Origin of the sequence: Gottfriedia sp. OAE603 (assembly GCF_040543965.1) — a bacterium.
In the GTDB taxonomy this organism is placed as follows: Bacteria; Bacillota; Bacilli; order Bacillales; family Bacillaceae_G; genus Gottfriedia; species Gottfriedia solisilvae.
This window is the reverse complement of record NZ_JBEUNN010000001.1, coordinates 3,016,259-3,035,045: the sequence shown is the minus strand read 5'-3', so window position 1 is coordinate 3,035,045 and position 18,787 is coordinate 3,016,259. Positions and strand designations below refer to the sequence as shown.

Sequence of the window (18,787 nt, the reverse complement as noted above, 5' to 3'; positions counted from 1 at the left end):
AAAGTGGTCTGTGTGTCTGTACCATATAAAAAATGTAAGGATTGTAAAAAAAATGTTGAAAAGAGTAAGCGCTACCATTTCAATGGACATGTATCTTTTTAAAAAAAATCACATATCTTAAAAAAAATATGCATTGACAGTCCATTTAACAGTGCTATATAATCCTCATTAATACCTTTTATGAAGAATTTTTTGACAATTTAATACGTTGTGATGAAAAGAGCACAGTAGGCATAACTTCACTGTTTTAGAGAGCTGACGGTCGCTGGAAGTCAGTACAAAAGCTATGCTGAATTACATTCTTGGAGCAATTTCTATGTCTTATTTAAATGAGAATAGAAACGGTCGATGATCGATCGTTAACAAAACGAAGGTGGTGAACATATTTGTTCACAACTAGGGTGGTACCGCGAACTTTATTAATTCGTCCCTACTGTTTATTCAGTAGGGATTTTTTATTTTCATTTTTTACATACTTACTTCAATTTTATGAAGTTGTATTGGCAATATAAAAAACTAATAATGAAAAATTTAGGAGGAAAAAGAGATGAGTACAAACAATGAATTGGTTCAATTACGTGACAAGGTAGATGAAATTAATTTAAAAATTGTTGAGCTTTTAAATGAGCGAGGTACAGTCGTACAGGAAATTGGTAAACAAAAAATTAAGCATGGTATCAAGCGTTTTGATCCGGTTCGTGAACGTGAAGTACTAGATATGATTGCGAATGTAAACGATGGACCATTTGAAACTTCTACACTACAACATATTTTCAAAACAATTTTCCAAGCAAGTCTTGAATTACAAGAAGACGATCACAGAAAAGCTCTTTTAGTTTCAAGAAAGAAAAAACCTGAAAATACGATTGTAAGAGTGAAAAACGATTTAATTGGTGATGGCTCACAATCATTTATTATGGGACCTTGTGCAGTTGAAAGTTATGAGCAGGTACGTGCAGTTGGGCAAGCAATGAAGCAACAAGGTCTAACAATGATGCGTGGTGGAGCATTTAAACCAAGAACGTCTCCATATGACTTCCAAGGATTAGGATACGAAGGTTTACAAATTTTAAGAGATGTTGCTAATGAGTTCGATCTTTCAGTCATTAGTGAAATTTTAAATCCAAACGATGTGGAAAGAGCATTAGAATACGTTGATGTGATCCAAATTGGTGCGCGTAATATGCAAAACTTTGATTTACTACGTACAGTAGGTCAAGTAAATAAACCAGTATTATTAAAACGTGGTTTATCTGCTACGATTGAAGAATTTATTAATGCAGCAGAATACATTATTTCTCAAGGAAATGATCAAATTATTCTTTGTGAACGAGGAATTAGAACTTACGAGAGAGCAACTCGTAATACATTAGACATCTCAGCAGTTCCAATTTTAAAGAAAGAAACACATTTACCTGTTGTCGTTGATGTTACTCACTCAACTGGTCGAAAAGATTTATTATTACCAGCAGCAAAAGCAGCTTTAGCAATTGGTGCAGATGCAGTAATGGCTGAAGTACATCCTGATCCAGCGGTAGCATTATCAGATTCAGCTCAACAAATGAATATTCCTCAATTTGAAGAATTCATGCATGAGCTAAAAGATTTCCGTGCAAAACTTCAGTCATAAGCTTCAACATTCTATTTAAGGAAAGATGGGCGGTGAGGGCGTGAAAAAGAATGTCCTCTTAATTGGCACAGGTCTAATTGGCGGTTCAATCTCACTCGCAATCAAAAAAGTTCATGATGTAAATATCATCGGTTTTGATGTGAATGAATCGCAGTTAGAAATAGGTAAGAGAATGAAAATATTAGATGCATCCTCGATCCAACTGAAAGAATGTGCCGAGGATGCACATCTTATCATCTTTTCATGTCCTGTTGAGGAATCAATCAAATATATTCATATTTTGAGTGAGTATCAATTAAGAGAAGATGTCATAATTACGGATGTAGGTAGTACAAAAGGTGAGATCATGAGGCATTCGAAGATTCTTACTGATAAAGGTTATTGCTTTATCGGTGGACATCCAATGGCTGGTTCTCATAAAACTGGAATTGAAAGTGCAAAGGTTCATTTATTTGAAAATGCATACTATATTTTATCACCTAATGAACATACTACTAAGGATCAAATTGATGAACTCAAAAATTGGTTAAAGGGGACAGGATCTCATTTTGTTGTCATAGATGAAAAAACGCATGATAACATAACTGGGGTTGTCAGTCATTTCCCTCATTTAATCGCTGCTAGCTTAGTAAAGAAAGTCCAACAATATTCTAAAATTGAACCATTAGCAACTTCTCTTGCTGCTGGAGGGTTTAGAGATATTACGAGGATCGCATCAAGTAGTCCGAAAATGTGGACTGATATAGTGATTCAAAATAAAGATACGCTACTCTCTCTCATCTCAAGCTGGATAGAAGATATGAAAGAAATGTATCATTTAGTTGAGCAACAAGAACATAAAGAAATCTTCAATTATTTTAAAGAATCAAAGGATTTTCGTGATAACATGCCAGCAAAAGCAAATGGAGCAATTCCAAGCTATTTTGACTTATATGTTGATGTGATGGACCGTGTTGGAGAGTTATCCAATATCACAACAATATTATCAATTCACCAAGTCAGTATCACGAATTTAAGAATTATTGAATCAAGAGAAGGCTTACCAGGCGTACTAAGAGTTAGTCTTCAAACTGAAAAAGATCGAAACAAAGCAAAAAACTTTTTGAATGTTAACGGTTATGAAACATATATTGTTAATTAAATGAAAGCACTTCATCAAGATTGGTGAAGTGCTTTTTTTTAGAGATAAAAATGAATAGTCAGTCTATTTTGTGTACCAATTTTCTGAAATTTATATTATAATTTAGTTGTTAGTCAAAAAACGTTTAATGGAGGGAATTTTTATGTCTCAGTTTGAACAATTACTAGAAAAATATGCTGAACTTGCTGTAAAGAGTGGAGTAAATATCGTACCAGGACAAACATTACATATAAACGCACCAATTATTGCTGCTGAATACGTTCGTAAGGTAGTAAAGTATGCTTATGAAGCAGGGGCTAAGCTTGTAAACATTGATTGGAATGACGACGCAGTAACACGTACGAAATATGAATTAGCTCCAGATGAAGTATTTGGAGAGTTTCCAGCTTGGAAAGTAACAGCTATGGAAGAATTAGCTGAAAATGGTGGTGCAGTTCTTTCAGTCATCTCACCAAATCCAGAGCTATTAAAAGGAATCGATCCAAAACGTATTGCGACATTCAACAAAACTGCAAATACTGCATTACATAAATACCGCGAATATATGATGTCCGATCGTATTCGTTGGTCAATCGTTGCTATCCCATGTAAAGAATGGGCAGAAAAAGTGTATCCAAATGAAAACATTGATAAGGCAATGGAATTACTTTGGGATTCTGTATTCAAAATTTGCCGCGTAGACAATGAAAACCCAGTTCAAGCTTGGGAAAAACACAATGATTTCTTACAAGAAAAAGTTGTTCAATTAAATGACAAGCGTTATAAAACATTACATTATACTGCACCAGGTACTGATTTAAAACTAGACCTAGTTGATGATCATGTATGGAAAGGTGGAGGAGCAAACAGTGAAGATGGAAAATGGTTCAATCCAAACATTCCAACTGAAGAAGTTTTCTCTATGCCACATAGCCACGGTGTAAATGGTACTGTAACAAGCACGCTTCCTTTAAACTATGGTGGGAATTTAATCGAAAACTTCTCACTTACATTTAAAGATGGTAGTGTAGTTGATTTCACAGCTGAAAAAGGCTATGATACGTTACAACATTTATTAGATACTGATGAGGGTGCTCGCCGTTTAGGTGAAGTAGCTTTAGTTCCTCACGATTCTCCTATTTCTAATACAGGATTAATTTTCTTTAACACGTTATATGATGAGAATGCATCTTGTCATTTAGCGCTTGGTAAAGCTTACCCGAACAACATGAAAGATGGCGAAAAATTAGCTCCAGAAGAGCAAGCAAAACGAGGAATTAATCAAAGTTTAACTCATGTTGATTTCATGATAGGATCAGCTGAACTAAACATTGATGGTATTAAAGAAGATGGCACTGTAGAACCGATTATGCGTAATGGTAACTGGGCATTCTAATTTCAAAAAAGAAAAGACATCACTTAATTTATTAAGTGGTGTTTTTTTATTCTAATATGACATGAAGTTTAAAATATAAATGATGGGATAAAAGTTTAATTGGTATATAATGGAAGTATCGTTGTATTCTTGATACCAGTCAAATAATTGGAGGTTATTGCATGGATCTTACGTATGAAATTTATATTAATTCAAAACCTGAGGACATTTGGAATATTTTTATTTCCCCTGAAGGTACAAAAGCTATTTTTTTCGGTTGTGTATTAAAATCAACATTTGAAGTAGGTGCACCTTATGAATATATTGGACCTGGAGCGGATGGAGATGAAACAGTTCATGTATATGGTGAAATACTAGCTTATGAACCATATAAAATGATGAGTTACACAGAGCATGCAGGACCATCATATCGAGAAAACCATGCAGAACTTGAGACTAGAATAACTTTATACCTAGAAGAAGGAGGAAATTGTACGAAACTTAAACTAGTTAATGACAAATGGCCGGAAAATCATCCATCATATGAAAATACGAAATCAAGTTGGCCGATGATCTTAAGTAATGTAAAAACATTTGCTGAAACAGGAAAAACATTGGATTTTGGTTGGTAATTAAAAACCTATGAATCCCTTTAAATAGGTGAGCACAAGAAAAAAGACCACTGACTAATAGTAGTAGAGGTCTTTTTTCGTATTCTCATGTAAGTATGTTAAAACCAAGATATGCACTTAAAATGCATAATATAGTAGAAAGTAAAACATAAAAAATGGCTAATTTGTATTTTTTGGACATAAATAATTGAATTGCCTCAAAGCTAAAAGTAGAAAAGGTTGTAAAAGCACCTAAAAATCCCACCCCCAAAAAGAGCCAAATGTCAGCGGAAATGATTCGATCCATATAGAAATGATTTGTTATTCCGAGTAACATCGACCCTATCATATTGATGAGAAAAGTACCATATGGAAATGAAGTTTTGTTATATTTTGATATAAAGTTTCCAATAGCATATCTAGAAACTGCACCTAAACCACCAAATAAGCCAATTAAAATCATGAAGTAGATGCACCTTCCTTTTTATGAAATTGATCTGTTAGTTTGTATCCAGAATATGCTAAAAAAATCCCAACAAACATACTAAAGATTATATAAAGGAAGCTTATAAAATATTGTTTTTCATTCATTAGAAGTACATTTTCAAGCGAGAATGTAGAGAAAGTTGTAAATGCTCCTGTAAAACCTGTACCAATTAATAAACTATATTCAGGTTTCAAACGGATTTTTGCGAAGGGTAAAAATGAACCTAAAAAGAAGCTACCAATGCAATTAATAAAAAATGTTTGAAGAGGAAATCCACTTGATAAAGGTTGAATCATATTACCAACAAGATTTCGAGAAATTGACCCAAAAAAACCACCTATAAAAACAAATAAATAATACAAAAAACCTTCACCTCTTTAAATCTATCAATAGAAAAACGCTCCAGTTCGGAGCGTTAAGCAAATTTACTTTAGTAAATAAAAAGCCAAAATTGAAACAAAGTTGTTTAAAAAATGAGCTAATATAGAAACTTCTATACGTTTCGTTAAGATATAAAGTATACCAAAAATTAGTCCTGCTAATGAATATTGAATTAAGGCATAAAATGAAAAACCTGCAATCATATGCAATAATCCAAAACCGAATGAACTAACAATCAATCCAACATATGGAAGGTTTTTAAAAATGGAACCGATAATTAATTTTCTTGTGATCCACTCTTCTTTAATAGGAGCTAAAATGATGGCCGAAATCATCATTAATACAGGATTTGAAGAAAGTAAGTCTTCTACTGCTTTTTGATTATCAGGTGTCGCAATTGAAACGCCGAAACTTTTAAAGATAAAATCTAACAATCCAGCAGTTACAATCAACGCTACATAAGCACCTATTATTAACAAGATGTCGTAAACAGAAATTTTAATTCTTCTTAATGAAAGAATACCGTTCTTTTTTGTATAGTAGTAAAGCCACCATAGACTAAGGAAACCAAAAATAGTATCTAAATAAATAGAGGCATCCGTAAATAGTTTAAACAGTTCATCATCTGATATATCCAACCCAGTTGCAGCAACTACAATTGCAGCTCCGATTGATCCAAGAAATAAAAGTACATTCAAACCGATAACAAATATTAAAATATAATAAACAAGTGTCTTAATAGCTGTCTTTCGTTCATTAGGAATATTTTCAGGTATGAATGTATTGTAATGTAAGTCGTTATTCATTCGTTTCCCCCAATACACAGTTTATCTATAAGAACAAATTTTAATAAGATTCGAACAGAACTTCATACTACTATATATTATTTTATCTTAAAATTGATGTTGAAAGAACTAATTTTATGCTTGGAGATAAAATAAATCAAATTTAGATAAGAGAATTCCTTGTTTGATAGATTTTACTTGATCTTTTTAAGCATCTAGAAAAGAAGAAAAAAAGTGACTGATAGAATGGATCTCAGTCACTTCCCAAAAGAACGATTATTTCTGATATTCTAGTTCTTTTATTTCTTCCATTTGATTCTTAATACTCTCCATTTTATAGTCCAAGGAATTAACCGTAGCTGAAGCCTCATTTAAGCTCTCAATAATTTCATTTGGAACTTTTTTATTGTATTTATAGAAAATTTTATGTTCAAGACTTGCCCAAAAATCCATAGCAACTGTTCGAATTTGAATTTCTACTTTGACTCTTTTAGTTTCAGATGCAAGGAAGATCGGAATTTCGATAATCATATGGAAACTTTTATATCCGTTTGGTTTTGGATTTTTTATATAGTCTTTAACTTCTATTATATAGATGTCATCTTGCTGTTTTAATAATTCATAGATTTTATAAATATCACTGATAAATGAGCAACTAATTCGAACTCCAGCTACATCGTTAATATGGTTTTCTATGTTATTTTGTGACAGTTCAAGTCCTTTACGTTCAAGCTTATTCATAATACTGTCGGGTTTTTTAATTCTTGATTTTACGTGTTCGATTGGATTGTGATCATGATTTAATGTGAATTCTTCATTTAATATTTTAATTTTCGTATTTATTTCATCTAACGCAAATTTGTATATTAAAAGAGTGTTTTTCCATTCACCTAAGCTTTGTTCTTCAAACATAGGCTACCTCCTAATAGTCATTACATCCGTATTGTAACAGTTAAATGTGAACTTAGTGTGAAATTCAGATGAACGGTTAGTGACAGTATTTTAAATCTAGAGTAAAGTAGAAGAAAAAGTAGTACATCGATATGGGCAATTTAGATGTAAGAAAGAGTGGCAAGAGGACGGTTAAGGAAATAAGGAGAATACGAATTAAGAAATTAAATTAGATAAGAATATAAAATAGTTATTTTAATTAAGTAAATAAGGGGTAAATAGATGAAACAAGGATTTTATCGTATGTTTATTGAACTAACAAATAATAGGGCAACATCGGGATTTCTTAGGAAATTCTCTACATCAAGATTAAGTAAGGTACTCATTAAACCATATATTAATGCGTTTAAACTTAATATGGAAGAAAGTAAAAATACATCTTTTCCAACTCTCCATGCATTATTTACAAGAGAATTAAAAAATGATGCAAGACCAATTTATGCAGGCGAAAATGAATTGGCTTGTCCAGTTGATGGTGTATTAGAATCTCATGGTAAAATTGAAAAAGATATACAATTTATTGTTAAGGGAAAAACATATAGTATTATTGAAATGTTAGGTTCAAAAGAAATGGCAGATAAGTATAATGAGGGATATTATATGGTGCTTTATTTAAGTCCAAGTCATTACCATCGTATACATAGTCCGATTGCAGGTGAAGTCATTTCTCAATTTGAATTAGGTGCTAAATCTTATCCTGTAAATAAAGCTGGTTTAACATATGGTAAAGATCCTCTTTCGAAAAACTACCGTGTAGTTTCAGAGGTGAAATCTTCTGAAAACGGGAAGCATATAGCGATGATTAAAGTTGGTGCAATGTTTGTAAATACAATTGTAGTCACAGCAAAAGAAAAACGTCTTAAAAAAGGTTCTGAAGTTGGATATTTTTCTTTTGGTTCAACAGTTGTTTTATTATTTGAAGCAGACAGTTTTACAGCAAATAATAAACTAAAGTCTGGTCAACCTATAAAAGTAGGAGAAAACTTAGGGAAACTACATTAAATATTGATGTAGTTTGCACTTTTTTTCACGAAATGAGAGCCATCGTGTAGAAAGATGGTTCTTTTTCTGTTATTGTAAAGAGTGCTTGTATTTTTATTTTACTTGTATTATTTGCTTATATTGAAAATAATAAAAAGTATTAAGATGTTTGTCTAATATAATAGTCAAGGCCTCTTCTTTTTATTTCTTTTTCGATTAAATAAATAAAGGCTGGATCTAGTTGTAGACCAAGTGCTTTTTTGTAGGACTCAAGTAACAAATCATCATTTAATTTGTACATAATATTGCCCAGCTGGGCTTCACCTCCGCGTGATAAAAGTGTTGGAAATACTTTGTAAGCCTAATGTATCAAATTTTTTTCAATAGAACAATCGTTCGTTTATCCACACAAATCGGTGGATAAGTTGTTAGTAATTTGTTTATATTTTCTGAAAATGCAGTTGTATGGCAATAGGATAATGTGTATATTCTTATCCACAACGATGGTATTTGTTGTTATTTGTCGAACGATTTTATGAATATTATGAGGTGTTTATCATGTTAAAAAAGTTTTTACCGAATGAATTTGTAAATAATGTCTATGCAATCACACCTGAGCATTTGAAAAACTTAGGGATTAAAGGAATTATTACCGATCTAGATAATACGTTAGTTGAATGGGATCGTCCTTTAGCTACACCTGAGTTAACAAATTGGTTTAGAAGCATGAAAGATGCAGGGATTAAAATAACTGTAGTTTCAAACAACAATGAAACACGAGTAGGAAAGTTTTGTGAACCTCTTGGAATCCCATTTATTCATCGCGCTCGAAAACCACTAGCGGTTTCATATAAGAAAGCATACCAATTATTAAACTTGAAAGCTGATGAGGTTTGTATGATAGGCGATCAGCTTTTAACAGATGTATTTGGAGGGAATCGACAAGGCATTCATACAATCTTAGTTGTTCCAGTTGCGAGTACTGATGGAATTTGGACAAGATTTAATAGAATGGTTGAACGTAGAATTCTTTCCTCATTTAAGAAACAAGGATTACTACAATGGGAGGATAAAAAGTGAGTCATAATGAAATAAGATGTATTGGTTGTGGAGTTGAAATTCAAACAGAGGATAAAAACAAGTTAGGTTTTGCACCACCATCATCAATAGAAAAAGAAGAAATCATCTGTCAACGCTGCTTTCGTTTAAAGAACTATAACGAAATTCAAGATGTTGAGTTAACAGATTCTGACTTTATCCGTATTTTAAATGGAATTGGCGATAAAGATTGTCTTGTTATTAAAGTAGTCGACATTTTCGATTTTTCAGGTAGTTGGTTAAATGGATTAAACCGTTTTGTTGGTAAAAATAAAGTCTTACTAGTTGGAAATAAAGCAGACTTAATACCAAAGTCAGTTAAGAAGAATAGACTTACACAATGGATGAGTGGAACAGCAAAACGCTGGGGATTACATCCGGTTGGTGTTCATTTAATAAGTGCTGCTAAAGGTACTGGAATTGATGAGTTGGCGGAGACTATTGAGAAGTTAAGAGAAGGTAAAGATGTGTACGTAGTAGGTTGTACGAATGTTGGTAAGTCAACGTTTATTAATACAATGATTAAGCGCTACAGCGAAGAAAATAATAATATTATTACAACATCACATTTTCCTGGAACAACTCTTGATTTAATTCAAATCCCACTTGATGATGAAAGTGATTTAATTGATACGCCGGGAATCATTAATCATCATCAAATGGCTCATTTCGTTGATAAAAAAGGTTTGAAAATTATTACGCCTAAAAAAGAAATTAAGCCGATGGTTTATCAATTAAATGAAAGCCAAACATTGTTCTTTGGTGGATTAGCACGTTTCGATTATCTAGAAGGTGGAAGAAGATCATTTACTTGTCATTTCTCAAACGAGTTATCAATCCATCGTACAAAACAAGAGAATGCTGATGATTTGTATGAAAGACAAGCAGGTGAATTGTTAGTACCACCATATGGTGAACAAATTAATGAGTTACCAAAATTAGTAAAACATGAATTTATGATAAAAGAAGGAAAAACGGATATCGTTTATTCTGGACTTGGTTGGATCACAGTAAATGATCCAGGTGCAAAAATTGTTGCTTATGCACCAAAAGGTGTAGGTATAACACTTCGTAATTCAATTATATAAAAATTGATTTGGGGGCGGGAGAGATGAGAGACCAATTTTACGTGATCGGTCAACCGATTGGTCATTCAATGTCACCAACTATGCATAACGAATGGTTCCATGAAAATCAAATACATGGCCATTATGATGCGAAAGAAGTTGGTATATCAGATCTAGAATCAATTGTGACAGAATTTCGTTCAACTGCGAAAGGATTTAATGTTACAGCACCATTGAAAGTTGAAGTTATGAAGTATTTAGATGAAGTCGATCCATTAGCAAAAGAAATAGGTGCAGTAAATACTGTTATCAATAAAGATGGTCGACTTTATGGTAAAAATACAGATGGAATTGGTTATTGTAGAGGTTTATCTCTTGTATTAAAAAGTCCAATTGAGCAAGAAAATATTTTAATCATTGGTGCAGGTGGTGCGGCTAGAGCAATATTGTGTAGCTTATTGCATTTAGGTGTGAAGCATATTACAATCACAAACCGTACGACAGAAAAAGCACGGGAATTAATAAATGGATTACTTTTAAAAGATCAAGATGTAAAAGTTATTTCTATTTCAGATGCAGAAGAACAATTAGGTATTTACTCTCTAGTTATTCAAACAACATCTGTTGGAATGAAACCGAATGAAGCTGCAAAACCAATGTCACTTCATAACTTATCGCCTGATACAGTTGTGTCTGATTTAATCTATAGCCCGTACAAAACTGCTTTCTTAAAAGAAGCAGAACAAAAAAATGCAAAGATTCAAAATGGATTACCAATGTTTATTTATCAAGGTGCAATAGCATTCCAAGAGTGGACAGGAATTTTTCCAAATACAATTAATGCATATAAATTATTAGAAGAAAAGCTTGGAGGAACAAAATGTTAACTGGTAAACAAAAAAGATTTTTACGTTCAAAAGCACATCACTTAAACCCTATTTTCCAAGTAGGTAAAGGTGGAGTTAATGAAAATATGGTTAAGCAGATTTCAGAAGCGCTTGAAGTTAGAGAACTTTTAAAAGTAAGTATACTTCAAAATTGCGATGATGATCGTTACGATGTAGCAGATCAGCTAGTTGAAGGTACAGATGCTGAACTAGTACAAGTAATAGGACATACAATTGTTTTATATAAAGAATCAGAAGAAAATAAAACAATCGTATTACCTTAATTAGACAATACCGTTAATTAGAGGAGAAGCGGATTAATGGATAAACAAAAAGCACTTTCGATTGTAAAAGATAAACTAACAAACGGGCGTTTTACACATACTATTGGTGTGATGGAAACTGCTGTCCGTCTTGCAAAGCAGTATGGTGCAGATGTGAAAAAAGCAGAGCTGGCTGCAATTTTCCATGACGTCGCAAAATGTATGCCGATTATTGAATTAAAAGAAATAATGGAGAAAAATCAATTTTCATTAGAACTTTTACAACACAATAAAGAACTTTGGCATGCTCCTGTAGGTGCATTTCTTACAAAACATGAATATGGAATAGAAGATGAAGATGTATTACAAGCAATTACTTATCATACGAGCGGTCATGAAGAAATGAGCCTTTTAGATAAGGTAATTTATGTAGCAGATTATATAGAACCTAACCGCCAATTTCCAGGTGTCGAAGAAGCGAGGAAATTAGCTGATTTGGATTTGAATCAAGCACTATTGTATGCATTAAAAAATACTATCACATACTTAATTGAGAAAGATCAAAGTGTATACCCATTAACGGTTAAAACCTATAATTCAATTTTAAAGAAAGTTAAAAGTTAGGGGGAACTATAATGAATGAAAAAGAACTAATGATGTTAGCTGTTAAAGCTGCTGATGATAAAAAAGCTGAGGAATTAGTGGTTTTAGATATGAAAGGAATATCTGCAATCTCGGATTATTTCATTATTTGTCATGGTAACTCAGATAAACAAGTACAAGCAATTGCAAGAGAAGTGAAGGATCAAGCACTTCAAAATGGGAGAAATGTGAAACGTTTAGAAGGTTTTGACGAAGCTCGTTGGGTATTGGTTGACCTTGGAGATGTAGTAGTTCATGTATTCCACCGCGAAGAACGCGGATATTACAATTTAGAAAAACTATGGGGAGATGCTCCATCACTTGATGTTTATGGAGAGCTTCTTTCATGACATACAATCGCTTCGCGTATTTGTATGATGAATTAATGAATGATGTCCCTTATGATAAGTGGTTACAGTTCGTTAATGACGTTTTTCAAAAGTATGAAATAAATCAACCCACAATTCTTGATATCGGATGTGGAACAGGTACGCTACCAATTTTATTAGCAAAACAAAATTATACGATAAGTGGTGTAGACTTATCTGAAGAAATGTTAAGTGTTGCTATGGCTAAAGCAGAACAAGCGCGAGTTCAAATTCCGTTTTATCAACAAAATATGATGGAATTAGAAGGTTTCAATCAATTAGACTGTATTACCATTTTTTGCGACTCACTAAATTACTTACATTCAGAAGATCAAGTTTTGCGAACGTTTGAAAAAGTTCACGAAAGTCTAAAAGATCAAGGAATATTCTTATTCGATGTTCATTCTCCTTATAAAATTGAAGAAATTTTTGGTGAAGAAACCTTTTTCATCGATGATGAAGAATTAAGCTTAGTCTGGTCTTGTACGCAAGGTGAACAGCCTTTAAGTGTAGAGCATGATTTAGTGTTCTTTATGAAAGAAGAAAACCGTGATTCATATGAACGTTTTGAAGAATATCACATTCAAAGAACGTTTCCAATTGAAACTTATCGTGCTTTATTAAATCAAGCAGGATTTGAAGTGAAAGAAATGATCGGTGATTTTGACCAAGCTGTAGAAGAATCAACTGAACGAATCTTTTTTATAGCAACTAAAAAATAAAAAAACCCTTTAGAGAAAATTCTTTTTCTTAAAGGGTTTTTTACTTTATTAACGACGAAAAATAAAATTTCTCAATTTGAAGTTTTATTTGAAAAATCATATACTTAAAAAAATTAAAATTGCTCTTTCACTTTTTCGATTTCTTTATCAAATTTATTATGTGTTTTTTCAAAAATCTCCTCAAATAAATCACCAACACGTTCTTCTAACACTTTTATACCTTCTCCCGTAATACCGCCCTTTACACAAACCTTTTCTTGTAGCGTTTCCAAAGTAAAATGTTTTTGTTCAATTAGTTTTCCAAATCCGATAATCATTTCTTCCGCTAAAATCGTTGCTTGTTGTTTAGTAATTTCAGTTTGACATACTGCTGCATCAATGAATCTTTGAAGTAAGTAACTAAAAAAAGCAGGGCCACAACTTGCGATATCAGATGAAACCCTTGTTATGTCATCTGTAATCATAACTGGCTTTGAAATGTTCGAAAATAGTTCGATGATTGTTTCCTTAGTTTTTGCTGAACAACTTTTCCCAAAGTTAACCAACGTTACGCCACTTAAAGCTTGGTTCGTAATACTAGGAATAACACGGGCTACTTGACAGGGTAATATGGCTTCTAACTGTTCAACATTAATTGGACTAGTAATGGAAATAACGCAATGATTTTTTGTAAAAGATGTTTGCAATGATGAGAGGAGTGGTTGTATTTCTAATGGTTTTACACAGATTAGAACGATGTCAGAAGCGCTAATTACATCTTTAGCATGTTCTGCTACTTTCAGTTCAGGGTATATATTTTTGAGCTCATAAGCTTTATGAATTGAACGGTTTGTAATTGTTAACTCGGAAGGTTTAAGGGCCTTGGATTTAATAAACCCATTAAGCAAAATGGATCCCATATTTCCTGTGCCAATGATGCCTACATTCATGAGTACATCACATCCTTTGCATACATTCTCTCCTACACTATATGAAGCAAGTTAGAAAATAATGTTATAAGTTCTAAGGAGGATTTTACATGTTCATAAAAATCATACGAAATAAGTTTTTTTGGTTAACGTTCATAATCGTTTTGATTTTTGCGATAAACTTATTTCAAAGCAATCGACAAAATGAAATGATCGTCACGCCTGAAGCTTCACAAACAAAGGATTCTAATATTGTAGATAGAAGCGACGAAGCAAAAGACCATAAGCAGAATAAAGAACAAGAAGAAGTAATCGTTGATCTGAAAGGGGCAGTAACAACACCGGGTATTTTTCGTTTAGAAGTAGGAAGTAGAGTGAATGATGCAATAAATCTTGCCGGGGGATTTAAAAGTGGAGCCGATCGCAATAAAGTAAATTTAGCTGAGAAATTAAAGGATGAAATGGTCATTTATGTGCCAAAAATTGGCGAAGAAACTATAGACGATATACAAGTAAGCTCGGTTACAAATAACGAAGCGGATCATAAAGAGACAATTGACATCAATCATGCAACAATTGAAGAGCTCCAAAAAATTCCTGGAATTGGTCCGTCAAAAGCAAAAAATATAAAAGAGTATATCGAAATGAATGGTTCATTTACCTCAATCGAACAATTAGATGAAGTAAATGGAATAGGTACGAAATCATTGGAACAAATGAAACCATTTATATTGATTCGCTAAGGTTTCTTATGAGTATTTATTTAGCGTACGTTTGTATTGTACAACTAATAACAATCGTCTTTTTTAAAGAATATCATTTGCTTGTTTTATTATTTTTAATGATTCCTTTTTCGATTCTTTTAATAAATAAAAAATGGATCCATATTACCTATTGTTTAGTATCAGTCCTAGTTACATCTTTAGTTTGTCTATATCAAAATCAAGTAATAAATGCACCGAAACCAAAGCCGGCTCATCTAATTCAAGGTGAAATTCATACAACTCCGATCATTGATGGGAATAAAATTTCATTTACGTTTAAACTGAAAGAACAAAAAGTAATGGTCGTAGCGTATGCGAATAAACAAAGTGACTTATCAATTTTTCAAAGAAGGACCATAGACGATTTTTGTAGACTAAAAGGTGAAGCTTCTCAACCAGTGGCCAACACAAACCCATATTTATTTAATTACCAAGAGTATTTAATGAATCAAGATATTCAATGGATCCAAACAATTGAACCAAAAAGTTTAAATGATTGTGTACAAGGTAAAATGTCATTTATTCAGAAGTTAATTAGTGGAAGACAGCATGTAACAAGATATGTTGAAAGTAAATTTAATGAAAATATTGAAGGGGTTATCAATGCTCTTCTTTTTGGAGACCGCACAAAGATGAGTCCGCATGTAGAATCACAATATCAAATAGTAGGAATCGTACATTTACTTGCAATTAGTGGTTCTCATATTAGTTTATTAAGTTTAGTAACATATTTTATACTCATTAGATTTGGAATTACAAAAGAAAGCAGCCTGATAGTTACAATATTGACCATCATTTCTTATGGATTTTTAGCTGGTGCCTCAGCTTCCGTTATTAGAGCTGTTATTATTGGCGTAATAGTTTGTATCATTAGATTATTAAAAATAAAGTTAGATTTAATGACACCACTCATTCTTTCGTGCATTCTCATGCTTACTGTAAATCCGAGTTATATTTATGACATTGGATTTCAGTTTTCATTTGTTACTAGTTTTATCATACTATTAACAACGAAACGTATTTTAAGTTATCAATCATGGTATGCAAAAGCGTTGTTTACCTCAAGTACAACACAATTATCCTCATTGCCAATCCTCTTAGTGAATTTTCACGAATTTTCTCCTTACAGTATTTTCATTAATCTTATTTACATTCCATTTATTACATTTATCATTCTACCGTTATGTATACTCTGTTTTATTGTGAGCTGCATCTTACCTGGTTTAAGTTGGATTTTGGAAGGTTTATTAACATTTTTAATTGAGTGCTCAAATATATTTCTTGATCTTTGTATGCAATTACCATTCGTAAAGTTAGTTTTTATCCATCCGTCGAAGACAATTGTTTTATTATATTTCATTATCATATTTGCAATTTTTTATTTTATGGAAGAGAAGAATGATCAAATAAAATTTAAGATTAGCTTGTATGGTTTTTTCATTCTTATTTGCAGCCATTATTTTTTCCCTAATGTAAATCCAGTAGGGAAAATTGTGTTTATTGATGTCGGTCAAGGAGACTGTACTTTAATAAAACTTCCTTATAATAAAGGGAATTACATTATTGATACAGGTGGAGTTGTGCAATTTAATCAAGAAAAATGGATGAAACGGAAAAAAGTGTTTTCCACTGGAACCGATATTTTACTACCGATTTTAAAGGGAGAAGGTGTTAGTAATATAGATAAATTAATTTTTACACATGGTGACTATGATCATATAGGTGGTGCATATGAAGTTTTGCAATTATTTCCAGTTGAGAACCTGGTAATTGGTGACAAATTGAATTTTGGGAAAGTTGAACAAGAAAGAATTGATTTAGCGATTAAAAAAGGTACAAACATACAAAAAGTAAGTGAAGGTTTTAGTTGGAAAGTAGAGGATTTTAATTTTCAAGTGCTTTCACCAATCAAAGGATATGTTGGGGAAGAAAATCATGGTTCAATTGTGATGAAGGCAAAAATTGGAGATATAGTATGGATGTTTACTGGTGATGTAGACGAAAGTGGAGAAAAAAATATCATTTCTAAATATGAAAATGTAAGATCAGATGTATTGAAAGTGGGACACCACGGGAGTGATACATCGACTTCGGATGCATTTGTTAGAGCCGTCGCACCTAAGTTTGCAATTATCTCGGTTGGTGCGAACAATCGTTATGGTCATCCTAAAAAAGAAGTGATTGATCGTTTGGAAAAGGAACATATCATTATTTTGCGAACAGACCGTGATGGAGCAATATTTTATGAATTTAAAAAAGGACAAGGTACCTTTTCAACGTTTAAGGCATACCGTAAATCAAGAGACAAAAACCCAAAAGAAAAATAAAAAAGACTGCTAAAAGCAGTCCCATCATTTGTTTCTATGTATTATCGAGCAACGAATTCTACGATTGTTGCAATGATAAATAGAGTAGCGAAGAAACCAAATGAAACAGCAAAACCAACGCCTGAATCAACTGCATCATTACGTTTGCTTTGTACGTTTTTTTCAAATGTATTCACAATAACCCCTCCTAATTCACAATTTTAGTATAAATCAATATAACTAAAAAATCCATAGTATGTTTGTTTTAGTTATACCGTTTTAAATGAAGAGACCGGGTCTTTATTTAAAACGTTAATATAAATTAGAGATTAGTATTTACTAATCTCTTCCTTCTAATGTAGGACATGTTATACTATACTAAGAAAATTAGTGTAGGAGAGCAAAACATGATTACTGATTTACATAAAAAATTGAAAAAAAGTGTATCGCCGATTTATTTGTTGGTAGGTACTGAAGATTTTTTGCTTCAAGAAGCTGAAAACACAATCGTGAAAGCAGCTTTACAAGGAGAAATTGATGACTTCAACTTTCAGACATATGATTTAAAGGAAGCTTTTTTAGGAGACGCACTTGAAGATGCTCAAACTCCATCTTTTTTTGGAGGACATAAAGTAATAATAATCAAGTCATGTACGTTTTTAACTGCTCAAAAAGAAAAAAATGTACAAGATGTTGAGCCTCTTTTTGATTATATAGAAAATCCATCACCATTTACTACGGTGGTATTTGTCGCACCATATGAAAAATTAGATGAAAGAAAAAAAGTAACGAAAGCATTAAAAAAGCAGGTAGAACTAGTAGAATGTCATCCTGTAGAAGTGAATAATTTAGATAGCTGGATTAAAGACCAATTCACTGGAAACATTATAATCACGAATGACGGTGTTGAATCGTTAAAACTTTTAGTGGGTAATAATTTATCTATTTTAAAATTAGAATGTGAAAAGCTACAATTATTTATCGGTGACGAAGGCGAAGTAAATGCTGAACTAGTTGAATTAATGGTTGCTAAAACAATAGAACAAAATATCTTTTCGTTAATTGAAAAAATAGCAGCAAGACAAACAACAGAAGCACTAAAAATTTTACAAGAGCTTTTGTATGTTGGTGAAGAACCAATTAAAGTTGTTGCATTATTGGCGAGTCAAATTAGATTACTTTATGAAATTAAACAATTATCAGGTAATGGATATTCTAATAATCAAATTGCCTCTTCTGTTGGCGTATCACCAGGAAGGGTTTTTTATGGTCAAAAACAATCAAATTTATTTCAAGTAAATGAATTAAAAGAAGCAATTAAATTAATTGCAAAAGCAGACTATAATATGAAAACAGGACAAGGGGATAAAGTTCTGATATTAGAAATGCTAATTTTACAAATGAATAAATAAAAACGAAAAAATGGTGTCTCATATGAGAC

Annotated in this window: 22 protein-coding genes and 1 other annotated feature; of the genes, 15 read left to right on the top strand and 7 right to left on the bottom strand. The window is 32.2% G+C overall.

All coding sequences use genetic code 11. The features are described from left to right. The first annotated feature begins 204 nt into the window (after positions 1–204). Positions 205–435: a binding site (T-box leader), on the top strand. Between the two features lie 112 nt (positions 436–547). The 4 genes from ABID96_RS15575 to ABID96_RS15560 all read left to right on the top strand — a co-directional run bounded on the left by ABID96_RS15575 (position 548) and on the right by ABID96_RS15560 (position 4,757). Continuing rightward, positions 548–1,630, top strand: a complete 1,083-nt coding sequence (locus tag ABID96_RS15575) for a bifunctional 3-deoxy-7-phosphoheptulonate synthase/chorismate mutase (protein ID WP_192602818.1) — start codon at positions 548–550, stop codon at positions 1,628–1,630. 40 nt (positions 1,631–1,670) lie between these two features. Then, positions 1,671–2,771, top strand: coding sequence for a prephenate dehydrogenase (locus tag ABID96_RS15570; RefSeq protein ID WP_192602817.1), 1,101 nt, complete (start codon positions 1,671–1,673; stop codon positions 2,769–2,771). Between the two features lie 142 nt (positions 2,772–2,913). Then, on the top strand, positions 2,914–4,146 hold the full coding sequence (locus ABID96_RS15565) for an aminopeptidase (RefSeq protein ID WP_192602816.1): 1,233 nt from the start codon (positions 2,914–2,916) through the stop codon (positions 4,144–4,146). Between the two features lie 161 nt (positions 4,147–4,307). After that, positions 4,308–4,757 (top strand): SRPBCC family protein, encoded by a 450-nt coding sequence (locus tag ABID96_RS15560; protein ID WP_192602815.1) that lies wholly within the window; start codon positions 4,308–4,310, stop codon positions 4,755–4,757. Between the two features lie 85 nt (positions 4,758–4,842). Here ABID96_RS15560 and crcB (ABID96_RS15555) read toward each other — a convergent pair whose 3' ends face one another. From crcB (ABID96_RS15555) to ABID96_RS15540, 4 genes are all read right to left on the bottom strand, one after another. Next, positions 4,843–5,199: a fluoride efflux transporter CrcB gene (gene crcB / locus ABID96_RS15555; RefSeq protein WP_192602814.1), complete on the bottom strand. Its 357-nt coding sequence runs from the start codon at positions 5,197–5,199 to the stop codon at positions 4,843–4,845. Next, the gene (gene crcB, locus ABID96_RS15550) at positions 5,196–5,585 is read right to left on the bottom strand and encodes a fluoride efflux transporter CrcB (protein ID WP_192602813.1); all 390 of its coding nucleotides are present in this window, start codon (positions 5,583–5,585) and stop codon (positions 5,196–5,198) included. The genes crcB (ABID96_RS15555) and crcB (ABID96_RS15550) overlap by 4 nt, the downstream gene beginning before the upstream one ends. 63 nt (positions 5,586–5,648) lie before the next feature. Beyond that, on the bottom strand, positions 5,649–6,410 hold the full coding sequence (locus tag ABID96_RS15545; RefSeq protein WP_192602812.1) for a CPBP family intramembrane glutamic endopeptidase: 762 nt from the start codon (positions 6,408–6,410) through the stop codon (positions 5,649–5,651). A gap of 255 nt (positions 6,411–6,665) precedes the next feature. Further along, entirely contained in the window at positions 6,666–7,301 is a 636-nt protein-coding gene (locus ABID96_RS15540; protein WP_192602811.1) for a GTP pyrophosphokinase, read from the bottom strand. A 261-nt stretch (positions 7,302–7,562) separates the two neighbouring features. On the opposite strand from ABID96_RS15540, the gene ABID96_RS15535 reads away from it, so the two are divergent. After that, complete coding sequence (locus tag ABID96_RS15535) at positions 7,563–8,342, top strand: phosphatidylserine decarboxylase (protein ID WP_192602810.1); 780 nt, start codon at positions 7,563–7,565, stop codon at positions 8,340–8,342. A 139-nt stretch (positions 8,343–8,481) separates the two neighbouring features. Here ABID96_RS15535 and sda read toward each other — a convergent pair whose 3' ends face one another. After that, a complete protein-coding gene (gene sda, locus ABID96_RS15530) occupies positions 8,482–8,622 on the bottom strand; it encodes a sporulation histidine kinase inhibitor Sda (protein ID WP_087998695.1) in 141 nt (46 codons plus the stop codon). Positions 8,623–8,879: 257 nt separating this feature from the next. On the opposite strand from sda, the gene ABID96_RS15525 reads away from it, so the two are divergent. The 7 genes from ABID96_RS15525 to ABID96_RS15495 are packed head-to-tail and all read left to right on the top strand — an operon-like array spanning position 8,880 to position 13,368. Next, complete coding sequence (locus ABID96_RS15525) at positions 8,880–9,401, top strand: YqeG family HAD IIIA-type phosphatase (RefSeq protein ID WP_192602809.1); 522 nt, start codon at positions 8,880–8,882, stop codon at positions 9,399–9,401. Continuing rightward, entirely contained in the window at positions 9,398–10,507 is a 1,110-nt protein-coding gene (gene yqeH / locus ABID96_RS15520) for a ribosome biogenesis GTPase YqeH (RefSeq protein ID WP_192602808.1), read from the top strand. The genes ABID96_RS15525 and yqeH overlap by 4 nt, the downstream gene beginning before the upstream one ends. Positions 10,508–10,530: 23 nt before the next feature. Continuing rightward, positions 10,531–11,373 (top strand): shikimate dehydrogenase, encoded by an 843-nt coding sequence (aroE, locus tag ABID96_RS15515; protein WP_192602807.1) that lies wholly within the window; start codon positions 10,531–10,533, stop codon positions 11,371–11,373. Continuing rightward, positions 11,367–11,657, top strand: coding sequence for a ribosome assembly RNA-binding protein YhbY (gene yhbY / locus ABID96_RS15510; protein WP_087998699.1), 291 nt, complete (start codon positions 11,367–11,369; stop codon positions 11,655–11,657). The genes aroE and yhbY overlap by 7 nt, the downstream gene beginning before the upstream one ends. Positions 11,658–11,693: 36 nt before the next feature. After that, a complete protein-coding gene (yqeK, locus tag ABID96_RS15505) occupies positions 11,694–12,260 on the top strand; it encodes a bis(5'-nucleosyl)-tetraphosphatase (symmetrical) YqeK (protein ID WP_192602806.1) in 567 nt (188 codons plus the stop codon). An 11-nt stretch (positions 12,261–12,271) separates the two neighbouring features. Next, positions 12,272–12,628: a ribosome silencing factor gene (rsfS, locus tag ABID96_RS15500; RefSeq protein ID WP_192602805.1), complete on the top strand. Its 357-nt coding sequence runs from the start codon at positions 12,272–12,274 to the stop codon at positions 12,626–12,628. Next, positions 12,625–13,368 carry a class I SAM-dependent DNA methyltransferase gene (locus ABID96_RS15495; protein ID WP_192602804.1) on the top strand — a complete coding sequence of 248 codons (744 nt, stop codon included), beginning with the start codon at positions 12,625–12,627 and terminating at the stop codon, positions 13,366–13,368. The genes rsfS and ABID96_RS15495 overlap by 4 nt, the downstream gene beginning before the upstream one ends. Positions 13,369–13,481: 113 nt before the next feature. Here the strand turns inward: ABID96_RS15495 and comER are convergent, their stop codons facing one another. After that, positions 13,482–14,297, bottom strand: a complete 816-nt coding sequence (gene comER, locus ABID96_RS15490) for a late competence protein ComER (RefSeq protein ID WP_087998703.1) — start codon at positions 14,295–14,297, stop codon at positions 13,482–13,484. 89 nt (positions 14,298–14,386) lie between these two features. Between comER and ABID96_RS15485 the strand changes: the two genes are divergently transcribed. Both ABID96_RS15485 and ABID96_RS15480 read left to right on the top strand, forming a co-directional pair. Continuing rightward, on the top strand, positions 14,387–15,019 hold the full coding sequence (locus ABID96_RS15485; RefSeq protein WP_192602803.1) for a helix-hairpin-helix domain-containing protein: 633 nt from the start codon (positions 14,387–14,389) through the stop codon (positions 15,017–15,019). 8 nt (positions 15,020–15,027) lie between these two features. Further along, a complete protein-coding gene (locus ABID96_RS15480; protein WP_192602802.1) occupies positions 15,028–17,367 on the top strand; it encodes a DNA internalization-related competence protein ComEC/Rec2 in 2,340 nt (779 codons plus the stop codon). A gap of 41 nt (positions 17,368–17,408) precedes the next feature. On the opposite strand, the gene ABID96_RS15475 is transcribed toward ABID96_RS15480, so the two are convergent. Beyond that, the gene (locus tag ABID96_RS15475; RefSeq protein WP_087998706.1) at positions 17,409–17,543 is read right to left on the bottom strand and encodes a YqzM family protein; all 135 of its coding nucleotides are present in this window, start codon (positions 17,541–17,543) and stop codon (positions 17,409–17,411) included. 210 nt (positions 17,544–17,753) lie between these two features. Between ABID96_RS15475 and holA the strand changes: the two genes are divergently transcribed. Beyond that, entirely contained in the window at positions 17,754–18,758 is a 1,005-nt protein-coding gene (gene holA, locus ABID96_RS15470; protein WP_192602801.1) for a DNA polymerase III subunit delta, read from the top strand. Positions 18,759–18,787: the final 29 nt, after the last annotated feature.

Excerpts from the sequence above, each read along its gene's own strand:
- ABID96_RS15575 (WP_192602818.1), top strand. The coding sequence starts at position 548 with ATGAGTACAAACAATGAATTGGTTCAATTACGTGACAAGGTAGATGAA.
- ABID96_RS15565 (WP_192602816.1), top strand. The coding sequence starts at position 2,914 with ATGTCTCAGTTTGAACAATTACTAGAAAAATATGCTGAACTTGCTGTA.
- ABID96_RS15560 (WP_192602815.1), top strand. The coding sequence starts at position 4,308 with ATGGATCTTACGTATGAAATTTATATTAATTCAAAACCTGAGGACATT.
- crcB (WP_192602814.1), bottom strand. The coding sequence starts at position 5,199 with ATGATTTTAATTGGCTTATTTGGTGGTTTAGGTGCAGTTTCTAGATAT.
- ABID96_RS15545 (WP_192602812.1), bottom strand. The coding sequence starts at position 6,410 with ATGAATAACGACTTACATTACAATACATTCATACCTGAAAATATTCCT.
- ABID96_RS15540 (WP_192602811.1), bottom strand. The coding sequence starts at position 7,301 with ATGTTTGAAGAACAAAGCTTAGGTGAATGGAAAAACACTCTTTTAATA.
- ABID96_RS15535 (WP_192602810.1), top strand. The coding sequence starts at position 7,563 with ATGAAACAAGGATTTTATCGTATGTTTATTGAACTAACAAATAATAGG.
- sda (WP_087998695.1), bottom strand. The coding sequence starts at position 8,622 with ATGTACAAATTAAATGATGATTTGTTACTTGAGTCCTACAAAAAAGCA.
- ABID96_RS15525 (WP_192602809.1), top strand. The coding sequence starts at position 8,880 with ATGTTAAAAAAGTTTTTACCGAATGAATTTGTAAATAATGTCTATGCA.
- aroE (WP_192602807.1), top strand. The coding sequence starts at position 10,531 with ATGAGAGACCAATTTTACGTGATCGGTCAACCGATTGGTCATTCAATG.
- yhbY (WP_087998699.1), top strand. The coding sequence starts at position 11,367 with ATGTTAACTGGTAAACAAAAAAGATTTTTACGTTCAAAAGCACATCAC.
- yqeK (WP_192602806.1), top strand. The coding sequence starts at position 11,694 with ATGGATAAACAAAAAGCACTTTCGATTGTAAAAGATAAACTAACAAAC.
- rsfS (WP_192602805.1), top strand. The coding sequence starts at position 12,272 with ATGAATGAAAAAGAACTAATGATGTTAGCTGTTAAAGCTGCTGATGAT.
- ABID96_RS15495 (WP_192602804.1), top strand. The coding sequence starts at position 12,625 with ATGACATACAATCGCTTCGCGTATTTGTATGATGAATTAATGAATGAT.
- comER (WP_087998703.1), bottom strand. The coding sequence starts at position 14,297 with ATGAATGTAGGCATCATTGGCACAGGAAATATGGGATCCATTTTGCTT.
- ABID96_RS15485 (WP_192602803.1), top strand. The coding sequence starts at position 14,387 with ATGTTCATAAAAATCATACGAAATAAGTTTTTTTGGTTAACGTTCATA.
- ABID96_RS15480 (WP_192602802.1), top strand. The coding sequence starts at position 15,028 with ATGAGTATTTATTTAGCGTACGTTTGTATTGTACAACTAATAACAATC.
- holA (WP_192602801.1), top strand. The coding sequence starts at position 17,754 with ATGATTACTGATTTACATAAAAAATTGAAAAAAAGTGTATCGCCGATT.